The organism is Novosphingobium sp. 18050 (assembly GCF_902706195.1).
Classification (GTDB): Bacteria; Pseudomonadota; Alphaproteobacteria; order Sphingomonadales; family Sphingomonadaceae; genus Novosphingobium.
Map to the genome: position 1 here is coordinate 46517 of NZ_CACSJO010000014.1, position 13402 is coordinate 59918.

The 13402-nt window shown below is 64.1% G+C and carries 11 protein-coding genes; 8 read left to right on the forward strand and 3 right to left on the reverse strand.

Annotated features, from left to right (window positions below; genetic code table 11):
• Nucleotides 1-20: 20 nt before the first annotated feature.
• Genes GVL61_RS14595 through GVL61_RS14605 form a run of 3 tightly spaced genes read left to right on the forward strand, consistent with a single transcriptional unit; the run spans nt 21 to nt 2667 of the window.
• Nucleotides 21-983, forward strand: a complete 963-nt coding sequence (locus tag GVL61_RS14595) for a hypothetical protein (protein WP_235037706.1) — start codon at nt 21-23, stop codon at nt 981-983.
• Nucleotides 983-1507: a DUF2141 domain-containing protein gene (locus GVL61_RS14600; protein WP_159981352.1), complete on the forward strand. Its 525-nt coding sequence runs from the start codon at nt 983-985 to the stop codon at nt 1505-1507. The genes GVL61_RS14595 and GVL61_RS14600 overlap by 1 nt, the downstream gene beginning before the upstream one ends.
• 5 nt (nt 1508-1512) lie before the next feature.
• Complete coding sequence (locus GVL61_RS14605) at nt 1513-2667, forward strand: glycosyltransferase (RefSeq protein WP_159981354.1); 1155 nt, start codon at nt 1513-1515, stop codon at nt 2665-2667.
• A 41-nt stretch (nt 2668-2708) separates the two neighbouring features.
• Here GVL61_RS14605 and GVL61_RS14610 read toward each other — a convergent pair whose 3' ends face one another.
• Genes GVL61_RS14610 through GVL61_RS14620 form a run of 3 tightly spaced genes read right to left on the reverse strand, consistent with a single transcriptional unit; the run spans nt 2709 to nt 8109 of the window.
• Complete coding sequence (locus GVL61_RS14610; protein ID WP_159981356.1) at nt 2709-5759, reverse strand: efflux RND transporter permease subunit; 3051 nt, start codon at nt 5757-5759, stop codon at nt 2709-2711.
• Nucleotides 5756-6781: an efflux RND transporter periplasmic adaptor subunit gene (locus GVL61_RS14615; protein WP_159981358.1), complete on the reverse strand. Its 1026-nt coding sequence runs from the start codon at nt 6779-6781 to the stop codon at nt 5756-5758. The genes GVL61_RS14610 and GVL61_RS14615 overlap by 4 nt, the downstream gene beginning before the upstream one ends.
• The gene (locus tag GVL61_RS14620; RefSeq protein WP_159981360.1) at nt 6778-8109 is read right to left on the reverse strand and encodes a TolC family protein; all 1332 of its coding nucleotides are present in this window, start codon (nt 8107-8109) and stop codon (nt 6778-6780) included. The genes GVL61_RS14615 and GVL61_RS14620 overlap by 4 nt, the downstream gene beginning before the upstream one ends.
• A gap of 192 nt (nt 8110-8301) precedes the next feature.
• On the opposite strand from GVL61_RS14620, the gene GVL61_RS14625 reads away from it, so the two are divergent.
• The 5 genes from GVL61_RS14625 to GVL61_RS14645 all read left to right on the forward strand — a co-directional run bounded on the left by GVL61_RS14625 (nt 8302) and on the right by GVL61_RS14645 (nt 13386).
• Complete coding sequence (locus GVL61_RS14625) at nt 8302-8976, forward strand: response regulator transcription factor (RefSeq protein ID WP_159981362.1); 675 nt, start codon at nt 8302-8304, stop codon at nt 8974-8976.
• On the forward strand, nt 8966-10339 hold the full coding sequence (locus GVL61_RS14630) for a HAMP domain-containing sensor histidine kinase (RefSeq protein WP_159981364.1): 1374 nt from the start codon (nt 8966-8968) through the stop codon (nt 10337-10339). The genes GVL61_RS14625 and GVL61_RS14630 overlap by 11 nt, the downstream gene beginning before the upstream one ends.
• Before the next feature lie 533 nt (nt 10340-10872).
• Complete coding sequence (locus GVL61_RS14635; protein ID WP_159981366.1) at nt 10873-11118, forward strand: response regulator transcription factor; 246 nt, start codon at nt 10873-10875, stop codon at nt 11116-11118.
• Nucleotides 11119-11972: 854 nt separating this feature from the next.
• A complete protein-coding gene (locus tag GVL61_RS25350; protein ID WP_159981368.1) occupies nt 11973-12686 on the forward strand; it encodes a cold-shock protein in 714 nt (237 codons plus the stop codon).
• A 274-nt stretch (nt 12687-12960) separates the two neighbouring features.
• Nucleotides 12961-13386: a thioesterase family protein gene (locus GVL61_RS14645; protein WP_159981370.1), complete on the forward strand. Its 426-nt coding sequence runs from the start codon at nt 12961-12963 to the stop codon at nt 13384-13386.
• Nucleotides 13387-13402: the final 16 nt, after the last annotated feature.

Sequence of the window (13402 nt, forward strand, 5' to 3'; positions counted from 1 at the left end):
TCAATCTCAAGGAATACCTTGTGCTACAGCCCGCTTCTCTCCTGACTGCGAAGCCGCCTCGCGACCCGGCCGTCGATCTTGCCGCCCATCGGCCCACAGTCACGCTGCGCGCACAGGATACATTCTCGTGGAAGCGCGGGACGGCGTTGCTGCCGGTGGTGTTCTCGATCCTGATAGCGCTGGGCGTGGTGCTCGAACTGCGCGGCATGGACATGGCGCGGATCGTCGCCATGGTGCCGCGCGGCGCCGGGTTCTGGCTGGTCTTCGGCGCCAGCTATCTCGCCGGGCCTGCCAGCGAGTGGCTCATCTACCGCCGGCTTTGGCGGCTTCCGGTCGAGGGGTTTACAGCGCTCCTGCGTAAACTGGTCTGCAACGAACTGCTGCTGGGTTACCTTGGAGAGGCCTATTTCTACACTTGGGCGCGTCAGCGCAGCGCGATGACCGCAGCGCCGTTCGGGGCGATCAAGGACGTCTCGATCCTCTCGGCGATGGTCGGCAACGGGGTGACGCTGGTTCTGCTGGTAGCCCTGTGGCCTCTGGTCGGCTCCACCAGCATCGGGCTGGAGAACCGTACCGGGCTGCTTTCACTTTCTGTAGTGCTGGCCACGTCGATCCTGGCGATGGCGTTCCGGCGGCGCATCTTCTCGCTGGACCGCGACGTGCTTGGCTTCATCACGGTGATGCACCTGCTGCGCATCGTCGTCACCACGGTCCTGTCGGCGGTGCTGTGGCATATGGTCCTGCCGGCGGTCCCGGTGACCTGGTGGCTGCTGCTGGCGACCCTGCGCCTGCTCATTTCGCGCCTGCCGTTCATTCCGAACAAAGACGTCGTCTTCGCCGGCGTCGCCGTCTTCACGCTCGGCCATGAGACCGACATAGCCGCGCTGATGACGATGATGGCATCGGCGATTCTGCTGGTTCACCTGCTGCTCGGCCTGGGGTTGGCCGCGTCCGACCTGGTGCGCCGCGTGGTCCGTTCGTGATGACACGGGCGGGCCTGTTGGCCGCGGGGCTGCTGTTGTCGGCGGCGGCGATGCCCTCATCGCCGGACCTCGGTAAAAAGGAAGGTCAGTGCCGTCCGGGCGAGTGGGGCCCGTCGCTGCTGGTCACGGTCGCGGGTTTGAAGGACCGTCAGGGCAACCTGAAGCTCGAGATCTATCCAGCCGACGACGAGGACTTCCTTGCGGACGACAATGTCCTGCTAGATGCCGGCAAAGTTTTCCGCCGGGTTGAAGTGCCGGTGCCGCCCTCAGGGCCTGTGGATCTGTGCATCCGCCTCCCCGCACCGGGGATCTATGCGGCTTCGCTGCTCCACGACCGGGACGGCAACCACAAGTTCGGCTGGGCCGTCGACGGCATCGGCTTCTCGGGCAATCCGAAGCTGGGCTGGAGCAAGCCCAAGGCCGCCAAGGTCGCGTTTACGGCGGGTTCCGCCCCGACAAGGCTTTCCATCGTAATGAATTACCGTAGCGGCCTGGGGGTCGCTCCACTCAAGGTAAAGGGCTGATATTCTTGAAGATCGTCGACGTCTGCGCCTTCTACAGCCCCCACGGCGGCGGGGTGCGCACTTACATCGAGCAGAAGCTGCGCATCGGTCCGCAACTGGGCCACGAGATCGTCGTGATCGTCCCGGGGGAAACCCACGAGGTCATCGAACGCGGCCCCGGCGCCCGCATTCTCACGCTGCCGTCGCCCCGCTTCCCGCTCGACCGCAAGTACGGCTATTTCGCCGACGAACCCGCTCTGCACGCGGTATTGGACGCCGAAAGGCCGGACGTGGTGGAAGTATCTTCGCCTTGGCGCAGCGCCTCGATGGTCGCCCGCTGGCGGGGTAGCGCCCGGCGCAGTCTGGTGATGCACGCAGACCCGCTGTCCGCTTACGCCTACCGCTGGTTCGCACCGTTGCTTTCCCGCTCTTCCATCGACCGTGGATTCGAACGGTATTGGGAGCATTTGCGCCAGCTAGGCGGCGTGTTCGACATGACGGTCTGCGCCAATCACGATCTTGCAGGCCGGCTTCGTGATGGCGGCGTGGCCGGGGTTCGGGTCCACTCGCTAGGGGTGGAAACCGGCGTGTTTTCGCCCGAGTGCCGCGACCTGGACCTGCGCGGCAGGTTGCTTGCGCAATGCGGCCTTGATGAGAACGCGCGCCTTCTGGTCGCGGCAGGCCGTCTGGCCCCGGAAAAGCGCTGGCCGATGGTAGTCGATGCCGTGGCCGCAGCCAGCCTCCACACCCCGGTCGGCCTCGTCCTTTTCGGGGAAGGCCGCGAGAAGCGCGCGATCCGCAGCGCGATCGGTGGCAATCCGCACGTTCGCCTGTTCGAATCCGAGCACGATCGTACCGCCTTTGCGGCGATCCTCGCGAGCGCCGACGCCGTGGCCCACGGCTGCGAGGCAGAGACGTTCTGCATGGTCGGAGCGGAGGCCCGGGCCAGCGGCACAAGCGTGATCGTGCCCGACAGCGGCGGCGCGGCCGACCATGCCCGCAATGGTGGGGGGCTGACCTACAAGGCCGCCAACCGGTTCTCCCTGACCAACGCGGTCGTGAAATTCTGCGAGCATCCCCGCCGCTCTCCAAGTCCGAACAGCGTCGTCAGCAACGTCCAGCATTTCGAGGGGCTGTTTGCGGACTACGGCCGGGTCGTCCGCAATTCGCAGGCGGCCTGATACCGCCAGATGTCTTCACCGCGGGAGGGCCGGCCTGAGCGTCAGCCCTCCCGCGGCGTCTCCTTCGGCAGGGTCAGCCGGACCAGAACCGGCATCGCCAGCAGGACCAGTGGATACTGGAGCAGGAGGCCGGCGATGATCGCGATCGCCAGCGGCTGCTGGATTCCCGAACCCTGGCCGATCGCGAAGGCGAGGGGCAGCAGCGTCAGGATCGCGGCCAGCGTGGTCATGGTAATCGGGCGCAGGCGCCCTCGGCTGGCCGCTCTCGCCGCCTGTGCGGGCGGCATGATGCGGGACAGTTCCTCGAATTCCGAGACGTAGAAGATCGCCATCTCCGTGCCGATGCCGATAATCATCGTCATGCCCATCAACGCGGTGATGTTGAGATCGACCCCCGCCAGCCACAATGCGGTGAACACCGCAGTGGTCGAAAGCAGCGAGCAGCCGATGATGATCACGGGCAGCCAGAACCGGCGGTAAAGGATCAGCAGCAGCACCAGTTCGGCCACCAGTGCGGCTGCAAAAACCTTGATGAGTCCGGAGAAGGCGATCTGCTGCTGCTGAAATAACCCGCCCAGTTCATAGCGCACACCGGGGCTGAGGGTGCCCGGCCTGTCGAGCGCCGTCTGGACGTCGCCGACGGCGGCGCCGATGCCCCGACCCTGGATGCGGCCCGTGACGGCGATCATCGGTTCAAGGTTCTCACGCCCGATCTGCGGCTGGCCGGTGACAGGTTCGATGGTCGCCACGCGCGATAGCGGGAAGACGTGGCCGTCGGTTGCCCGGATCGGCAACTGGGCGAGGCCCACTTCGCTGATGGTCATCGCATCGGGCAGGCGCACGCGCACGTCGACGGCTTTGTCGGGCAGCGCCAGCGTTGTCGCTACAGTGCCGGTGAGGGCGGCGGAAAGCTGCGTTTCCACCTCGGCCGGGGCCACGCTTTCCATCGCAGCGCGAACCGGATCGACGTGGACATCCAGCGCGTCTCCGGCCAGCTGCACGCCGTCGTTGACCTCGACGACGCCGGCAACCTTGCTCACCAGCGCGGCGACTTTCTGTGCCTCGGCTTCCAGGATGCGGGGGTCGGATGCGTAAAGCTTGACCTCGACAGGCTGCGGCACTGCGGTGAGATCGCCGATGAGGTCTTCGATCAGCTGGGCCACCTCGATCCGCACCCCGGGAACCTTGAGCGCGATATCGTCGGCGATGGCGGCGGCGACGTCCTCGGTGGGCCGGCTGTGGCCGGGTTTGAGGCGCACGAAGTAGTCGCCGTGGTAGCTCTGCCCCAGATCGCCGCCGAGCCCGGTGCCCAGGCGCCGCGAGAAGGTGAGGACTTCGGGGTTGCTGTGCAGCATCGCGTCGATCTGGCCGATCTGGCGCCCGCTTTCGTCCAGCGATGTCCCGGCTGCCGTGTAGTAATCCATGACGAAGCCGCCCTCGTCGACCTTGGGCATGAACCCGGTGGAGACGTTGGAATAGCCGATATAGCCGATGACCAATACGGGCACGGCGATCACCGCGAGCAGCCAGGGACGGGCGGTCAGGCGATCGAGCGTGCGGGCATGGACGCGGGCGGCGGCGTCTTTCCCGGCCTCGCCGGGGTCGTGCCACTTGTCGAAGTCGACCAGCCAGCGGACTAGGATCGGCACGACGAAGGCCGTCATCGCCCAGGATATCGCGAGCGCCGCCGCCATCGTTACCGACAGAGCCTTGGAGAACGCGCCGGTCACACCGGTGAGGAACGACAGCGGGAGGAAGACGATCAGCGTCGCCATGCTCGATCCGGTAAGCGGCGCCATGAATTCGCGGGCGGCGGGCATTACCGCGGCATTACCGGCGGGTTTGCCATCTTCTCCCGCAGCGCCGGCGCGGCGGGCTATGTGCTCGACCATGACGATTACGTCGTCGATCAACAGGCCCACTGCAGCGGCGATGCCGCCCAGGGTCATGATGTTGAAGCTCATGCCCAGCATGCTCAGCACCAGCACCGTGGCCGCCAATGTCGCCGGTACGACGATGACGGCAACCAGCGTCATCCGCCAGCTGCGCAGGAACCACAGCAGTACCAGCCCGGCCAGCACCAGCCCGATCAGCACCGCATCGCGAACGCTGGAGACCGACTGCGTGACCAACTGGCTCTGGTCGTACCAGTTCACCAGTCTGACCCCCGGCGGCAGTTTCAGGCCCGCGAGCTTTTGCTCGACGGCTTGCGCGATCTGTACCGCGTTGCCATCGGGCTGCTCGTAGATGTTGAAGAGGACGGCGGGCCTGCCGTCTTCGACGACGCGCTGCCAGACCGGGACGGCACCGTCCTGTACCACCGCTAGGTCGCGCACGCGCACCACGCCGGTGGGCGCTGCCTTCACGACGATGTCACCCACTTGCGCCGCGCTGGCGACGCTGCGGTCGGCGATGACGAGCGACAGGCGTCCTCGATCCTGGACCTGACCAACCGCACTCAACACGTTGCCGTTCTGGATGGCTGCGGAAAGGTCGGTCATCGACAGGGCGTGGTCGGCCAGCCGATGCGGGTCTGCCAGCACCTGAACTTCCGAAGTATCGCCGCCCTGCACGCCAATGCGGGCGAGGCCGGTGATGGAGGAGAGCAGCGGCGTGACCTGATACCTGGCGAAGTCCTGCAAAGCCGCCGGATCGGCGCTGTCGGATACCAGCGCATAGGAAATGATGGGGAAGACTGTGGGGTCCATCCGGCGCACGTCGTACCGGGTGCCGGCGGGAAGCGAGGGCACGGCGCGGCCCACGGCGGCATCGACCAGCAGGGTGCTGGCGATCATGTCGCGGCCCCAGCCGAAATCGACAGAGATCTGCGCCGAACCACGGCTCGTCTCCGAGCGCACGTTCTGCACGCCGGGGATTGCGCGGATCGCCTCTTCCACGGGCCGCGTGACGGTCAGCGCGGTCTGGTCGGCCGGGCGGCTGCCGGAATCGAGGTCAACGACCACGCGCGGGAACGAGACTTGCGGGAACAGCCCGATCGGCAGCGCCGTGGCCGCGATGGCCCCCGCCAGCGCCATCGCCAGCGCAACGAGGACGATGGCACGTGACTGCTCCCGCAGCAGTTTTTCGATCATCGGTTGCTCCGGCGCACGGCGTCGCCGTCACTCACCTGGTACGCCCCCTCGACGATCACCGGCTTGCCGATGTCGAGCGCGCCCTGAACCACGTCGCCCTCGTCGGATGCGAGCGTGACCTGAACGGGAACCGATCTGGCTTTGCCTCCGACGATCTGAAATACCCGTGCGGGCCCTCCTGCGGTAACGACGGCCTTGTGCGGCACGACCCAGCCGTGGACCGCGCCGGTTTCGATTGCGACCTGCATCGCCTCCCCGGCGAGCAGAGTGCCCGAAGGAAAGCTGATGTCGACATCGACGAGCCGGCTGACGGGGTTCAGGGCGCTGTCGACGCGGATTACCTTGCCGCGCAAGGCGCCGCCGCCCGAAAGGCGCTTGAGGCTTGCGGGCTGTCCGGCGGCGATGCCCATGTGGTCGGCCGGGTCCACGCCGACGGTGACGACGATGCCGCCCGCCTTTGCAACCGTAAGGATCGCCGCGCCCGCCTGGGTGCGATCTCCCTGCGCGGCGGCAACCGCCGTGACCACGCCGTCGAAAGGTGAAACGATCGTATGGATCGGCTTGCCGGCGCCGTCTGCCTGTAAAGCTGCGAGCGCGGTCCGTGCGTCCGTGACGGCCTTGGTCGCCAGGGTGAGTTGGTCCTGCGTCGCAAGTTGCTGTGACAGGAGCTGCGATGTCGAAACTTCCTGCTTGCGCGCGGCGGCCAGCGCGCTGACCGCCTGAAGATAGCTGCTGCGCGATGCGGGCGCGGTTACGAAGGTCGCAAGGTTCTGCCCGGCACGTACTGCCATGCCGGGCGCCACCGCCAGTGCGGTAATCTGACCGGGCTGGGCTTCGCTGAAGGTCACGGTGCCGTCTGGCGCGGGGGCGGCCGATCCGTAAGCGACCACAGTCGCCGGCAGCGCTCCCCGGCGGGCAGAAACGGTGCTCACGAGGACGCTGGGCGTGGGCTCAGGACCAGGCGTACCCGTGCCGCAGCCAGCGAGCAGAGCCATGGCAGGGAGCGCGATCAGCCCCTTCATCGGCCACCTGCCTCATTGTTGGAGGTGGGGGCCACCGTCGGCAACCCGGCGCCGACCAAAGTCTGGATTGCGATCTGGCGATCGAGCAGTGCAAGCTCCAGTGTCATGATTTCCTGTTCCCGGGCGAAGCGGTTCGAGACGAGGTCGACATAGCCGCGTTCGTCAAGGCTGGAGGCGCCGAACGCGGCCTGCGCACGTTCGGCGGCGAGGCGTGCGGCCGGCAGGTCCCGGCGGGCAATGGCTAGCTGCGTGGACAACTGCTCGTACTCGCGCAGCAGCGCGCCCACGGTGCCCACGGCGGCGGCAAGCCGCGCGTCGTACTCGGCGTGGAGCTGCTGCCGTGTGGCGCGGGCGATCGCGATGGCGCCCTGACCCCGGTCGAAGACCGGCAGGCCGATCTGGATGCCAGGCCCGCCGTTGATAACCCTGGAGTTGTCGCTGGAGACGCTGCCACCGAGGATGAGGTCCGGGAACTGCGACTGGATCGCCTGGCGGACCTGTTCGTCCGCTGCCGCATAGCCCATGCGCAGCGCCGCGAGGTCCGGTCGGCGATCCGGCAGCGTCGCGATCTGGCCGCGCACTTCTTCTGGATCGAAGGGGGGCAGGTCCGGCTGCGCGGCCAGGGGAACGACCACGTCGGGCGTGAGGCCAAGCAGGGCGCCGAGCTGGTGCATCAGCGCAAGTTGCTGCTGGTCGAGGGTATCCAGCGCGGTGCGTGAAGCCTGCAGGGCGACGCGGTCTGGAGCCACCGCGACCAGCGTGACCGTGCGCGCTGCCAGTGCCTTTTCCAGCTTGGCATTGCGTTCGGCCAGGAGTTGGTAGGCGGCGAGATAGCTCTGCCGGCTGCGTGCGCCGACGATGAGGTCAGTGGCGATCTGGCGCGCCTGTCCCGCGACCTGCCATTCCTGCCAGACCACGTCCGCATCGACCTGCCGCTCGCCGTCAAGCGCGGCGCGCCGGCGCGACTTGTAGGTGAGGATGCTCTTGATGTCTTGCGCGATACCGAGGTTCCACGCCGGCACGGTGCCGGAGCCCGAGAGCAGCGGCAGTAGGGCGCCGCTCAGCGAAGGATTGGCAAGCAGGCCCGCCCGCGTCGTCTGGCCGGCGGCGATGTCGCGTTGGAGTCGTACCGCTTTCAGGCCGGGGTTATTTGCCAGCGCCAGCGTCACCACTTGCCCGACGGTGAGTGGATGTTGTTGCTCCGGGGCGTTCAGGGACGGCGCGAGGGGCGCCGTGGTAGAAAGCGGCAACGGCGTGTACGCCGCGCAACCCGAAAGGACGGCGGCGAGGATCATCACGGCGGAGTGCTTGAATCGGGTGCGGGCCATGCCGGTATGCTGTCTTCCGAAATGGTGGAACGGCTGCATCCACCCTGCTGGGCATCGATCAGTCCGGGGTGCTGCCTTCGATATCGTTCAGTCACAAGACTGTTAGGCCTGGTAACCTTGGGTGAAGATGATCCGGACATTGATTTTTGCCAACTTGCGAATGCGGCCGATGTGGGGGCAAAAGAGCAGCAGATGAAAATCCTGCTACTCGAGGACGACGAGGCGACCAGAACCCATCTCGAACGCGTGCTGGGCGCTGCCGGGCATGTGGTGGATACATGCGCCAGCGGGCAGGACGCTATCTTTCTGGGCTCGACCGGCGATCACGGTGTATTGATCCTCGACCGGATGGTGCCGGGGCTCGATGGCCTCGGCGCGCTCAGGGCCCTGCGCGCCATGGGCATTCGGACGCCGGCGCTGTTCCTGACGGCGCTGAACGGCGTCGAGGACCGCGTCGAGGGACTGGAAGCCGGAGGGGATGACTATCTCGCCAAGCCCTTCGCCGCGAGCGAGCTTCTGGCGCGGGTCAATGCGCTCGCCCGGCGGCCTCCGATTGTGGAGATGCGGACGGTGCTGTGCGTCGAAGACCTCGAACTCGACCGTATGAAGCGGACGGTAACGCGCGGCGGAGCGCGCATTGATCTACAGGCGCAGGAACTGAAACTGCTCGAATATCTGATGCTCCACGCGGGTGAAGTGGTGACGCGTACCATGCTGCTGGAGAACGTATGGTCGTTCCACTTCGACCCCAAGACCAACGTGATCGAGAGCCACATGAGCCGCCTGCGCGCAAAGGTCGATCGCGGGTTCGGGCGCGAGCTGATCCAGACCGTGCGCGGCGCGGGATATCGCATCGATGGCGGCTGACACCGCGAAGCCGGGGCCGATGCGCAGCGCGGCTTTCCGCTTTGCGCTCCTACTGGCCGCAGTCTTCGCCATCGGCGCGGCGGCGCTGCTGGTGGTCGTCCAGCAGCAGATCGGCCGTTATGCAACCGAGGCGACTAACGGTGGCCTCCGGGCCGAGATGACTGTCCTTGAGGGGGAATATGCCCAGCTTGGCCAGTCCGGCCTGCTCGATGCGATGGCGCGCCATGCGGGCGGACGGCCCGAGGCGCCCTACCGCTATCTCCTGCTTGACGCCGATGGCCGCCGACTATTCGGCGATCTGCCCGGCACGGTGACCCTGAACGGGTGGAGTACTGTGGAGGTGACCGAGCGTGCGCCGGAAAACGGGCAGATCCGGCAGGAGAACATGACCACGCTGGGCGCCCGCCTGCCCAACGGGTTGGCGCTAGTCGTTGCCAGCGACAACTATGACGTCCAGATGCTGCGCCGAAGGCTTGGCCGCTTCACTTTGATGAGCGGCTTGGGCATTACGCTTTTCGCGCTGCTGGGTGGATACCTGACCGGACGGTTGTTCCTGCGCCGACTGGCGCGGGTCAACCACGCTGTCGACCGCATCATCGACGGGGACCGGGGCGAACGCCTACCGATGATCGGTTTTGGACCGGAATTCGACGATCTCACGCATAATCTCAATCGTATGCTAGAGCGCAATGCCGCTGCGATGGAAGCTCTTCGGCAGGTCACGACCGATATCGCGCATGACTTGCGCACCCCGCTCAGCCGTCTGCACCAGCGCCTGGAACAGATGCAGGACAGTTCCGTGATCGAGCCGGCGATGGTCGAAGATGCGCTTGCGCAGACGGCAGGAATCTTCGCGACCTTCCAGGCATTGCTGCGCATCGGATCGCTGGAAGGCGGAGTAGGGCGCAAGTGGTTCACGCGTTTCGATCTCAGCGAGCTGATGGATCGCATCCATCAGGCCTACGCGCCAGTGGCCGAAGATAGCGGCCAACGGTATCTGGCGAACCATGCCCAGGGCGTCATGGTAGAAGGCGATGCGGAACTGCTGGCGCAGCTTTTCACCAACCTCATCGAAAATGCGATTGTCCACACCCCGGTCGGATCGACGATCACGTCCAGTCTTTCGATCGACGGCGGCGTACTTCTCGTTGAAGTGCGCGATACGGGGAACGGGATTCCGCTGGCCGAAAGGGCAAATGTGTTTCGGCGGTTTTACCGGCTGGACGCCAGTCGCAACACCGAGGGTTCCGGTTTGGGACTGGCCTTGGTGTCAGCAATAGCGACGCTGCATGGAGCGAAAATATCTATAGTCGACTCGGATGTCGGTCTGGTTGTTCGGGCCACATTTCCGCTATCACGGTAAGCGTTACTGTGCGCTTGAAAGCACGCATAATAACGTATTCATAAAATGCAGCTGATAATGACGGTGTTCGGGGGCGCCGCGGCATGAACCTCGCCTGAAGCTGAGCGCGCGCCCACGTTCAACGGGTGGTCTCGACCGGTGTGCGCTATCAGAGCCATGGAGGCGGCCCAATCCTGTGCACTCGGCTTGATCTCTGATAAAATTCACCACGGTAAATGTGCCATCAGCTTGCCGGCAGCAATCGGGGCGTTTTTCGATGATAACCTGACAATCGTTAGTCGAAGGGCTCAAGGTTAACGGCTGCCGTGTCTGATTGCTCACAGTCCGACATCGCGAATTCCAGCGAGAAATAGGCTTACACTGTGATTTCCCTTCAGAAGCAACGGAATCCCGTTTTGGCGCATGGCTAAAATGACAAGGTATTGTACTTAATAAATCTCTGGATATCATTAAGCATATCGAATCGGGGCGCTCGCAAAAAAACAAAAAAAGGTTTCGGCCGCGTTTGGCGGCCTGCAGAGCAAGGGGATCCTATGTTTGGTGTTTCTGAAAACCTTCGCCTTACGAGCCGTGAAACCGAAGTCGTCACGCTCGTCGCCCGCGGATTGTCGGCAAAGGAAGTGGCGATCACGCTGGCAATCGCGCCCTGCACGGTAGAGCGGCATGTGGAAAATGTCCGGCTCAAAACCCAAACCCGTAACCGGGTTCACATGATCGCTCACGTCCTTCAGCATGGCATGCTTTCGACCGAAATACCGATCATTGCGCACGTGGCCTGAATTTCAGGAAATCTGCGGACGTTTTGCGCACTACAACCTTAACGGACCGCTTGTCTTGTTTGCCAATAATCAGTTCTAGCATACATTTACATCTCAGGTGCCGTTCCGGGCCAGAGAAAGGGCTGGCAGCCGCAAGTTTTAGATCACTGGATTCGGGCTGCCGATCGGCGCTGGCCCTTAGGCGGTCAGTCCCGGCGCTTCGATCACTCCGTGTACGAACATCGCACAGCTCCAGACCAGCGTATTTCGCCTTTAATTTATCGAAGTTTGCGGTGCTTCGTCCTTCCTCGCGATAAATTGCCGTCGCCTTGATCCGGGGCCCTGTCCCTTGATCATCCGATAGCCTGCGCCTTAGGCAAGCGGCGCATCAGATCGTTGATTCTCGCGATTGAAACCAGCAGCCTCAGGCAATGGGTAGCGGCCAATAAATCCTGTCGCGCGGCCGCGAGGCTCGCGAATCGGTCGGTCGATATCGGTAATTTCCGAAGAATCGCTTCGAGTACGGGTCTCTCAGACCTGCTAATGCGGAATCAATGGCGCAACGCCGTCTTCGAAGGTGGAGGAGGATCGTAACCCGTGCCGTGCTCCCGAAAGCCTTGTTATTCGCCGTTTTTCCTCCAATATGGCCGCTGGCGGGGCCGCATGGAGCATCGTTGCCATGCTCTTGTGAGCCTCCTGCCGACGTCGTACAGTCGGTCCCGAGCGATCTACTGTTGATCTTGACATCTTTTCAGGCATGGTCGTTTCGGCAAGAATGCGCCGGCTTTTCCAAGTCACCCTTTCTTGTGTCCGGCGTGCTGCGGCCAAGCGCACGGACTGCTTATACAGGCCGCAGCGAAGGTACGTTCTGAGTCATGGGTTTTGATAGAGGCAATCGCGGCAGGGGTCGCGACAAGTGGGATCGCTTTGGAGATGGCGATTCCAATTCGTTCGGCGGTGGACAGGACCGTTTCGGCGGCTCCGATAGGTTCGGCGGCGGCGGCGGCGGCGATCGTTTCGGCGGCGGCGGTGGCGGCTTCGGCGGCGGGCGTAGCGGCGGTGGTTTCGGTGGCGGTGCTCCCCGAGGCGGCGGTGCGCCGTCGACGGTGATCGGTCAGGGCCGCGGTGTCGTCAAGTTCTTCAACTCGGACAAGGGCTTCGGCTTCATTCAGCCCGAGAGCGGCAACGAGGACATCTTCGTCCACATCAGCGCAGTACAGCGTGCGGGTCTCGATGGCCTGGCCGAAGGCCAGCAGCTTGAGTATCAGCTTGTCGACCGCGGTGGCAAGGTTTCGGCTTCCGATCTTTCGATCGTGGGCGACGTGATCGCTGTCACCAAGCGGGAAGCGCCCGCCCAGCAGCAGCGTGAGCTGACGGGTGAGAAGGCGACTGGCACAGTCAAGTTCTTCAATTCCATGAAGGGCTTCGGCTTCATCAACCGCGATGACGGCCAGCCTGATGCTTTCGTCCATATCAGCGCTGTCGAGCGCGCGGGCATTCAGGGCTTGAACGAAGGCGACCAGCTGGAGTTCGAGATCGAGGTTGATCGTCGCGGCAAGAGCTCTGCCGTCAACCTGGTTCTGCGCTAAGCTAAAAGCAGGTGGCCGAGCAACGTTGGTTGTTCGGCCACTTGTTGCCGACAATGGGGTGCAAAAGGTCGACCCCCACCGCCTTCCAATTGCGTAAAAGCACACTGGCGCCGTCAAAAAATCTTTCTATCCCTTTTCAAATCTTGTTCCCCGGCGAATGGTGGGGCTGGCGATAATCGGACGGGAGTTCGGTTGGAACCGCGCCCTTGCGGGCCAGGTTTCAGCATTGAGGTAAGGGTAGTGTTCCCTGCCCTGAAGTGCTATTGACGTATACGTGAACCAAGCAATCCCATATCGCTTTTCCATCGGCATTGATCCCGCTGACATTGATTTCATGGGTCATGTCAACAACGCCAGTTACCTGAAGTGGGTGCAGGCGGCTGTGTCCGATCACTGGCGCGCTTTCGCGCCGGCGGAAGCGATAGCCCAGCACCTTTGGGTCGCACTCAAACACGAAATCACCTACCGAAAGCCCGCCTTTCTCGAGGATGAGGTGATCGCCACAGTCCTGCTGGAAAAGGTGCAGGGAGCGCGCGCTTTTTATGAAACCGTGATCCGGCGCGGTGAGGAAGTGATTGCGGAAGTGAAGTCGAGCTGGTGTTGCCTGGATGCCGATACCATGCGGCCTGCCCGCATCGCTCGCGACGTGATGCAGAAATTTTTCGCGGCCGAAGAGAGCGAATCGGCCTCGCGGACATAGGCATCAGCCCGGAGTG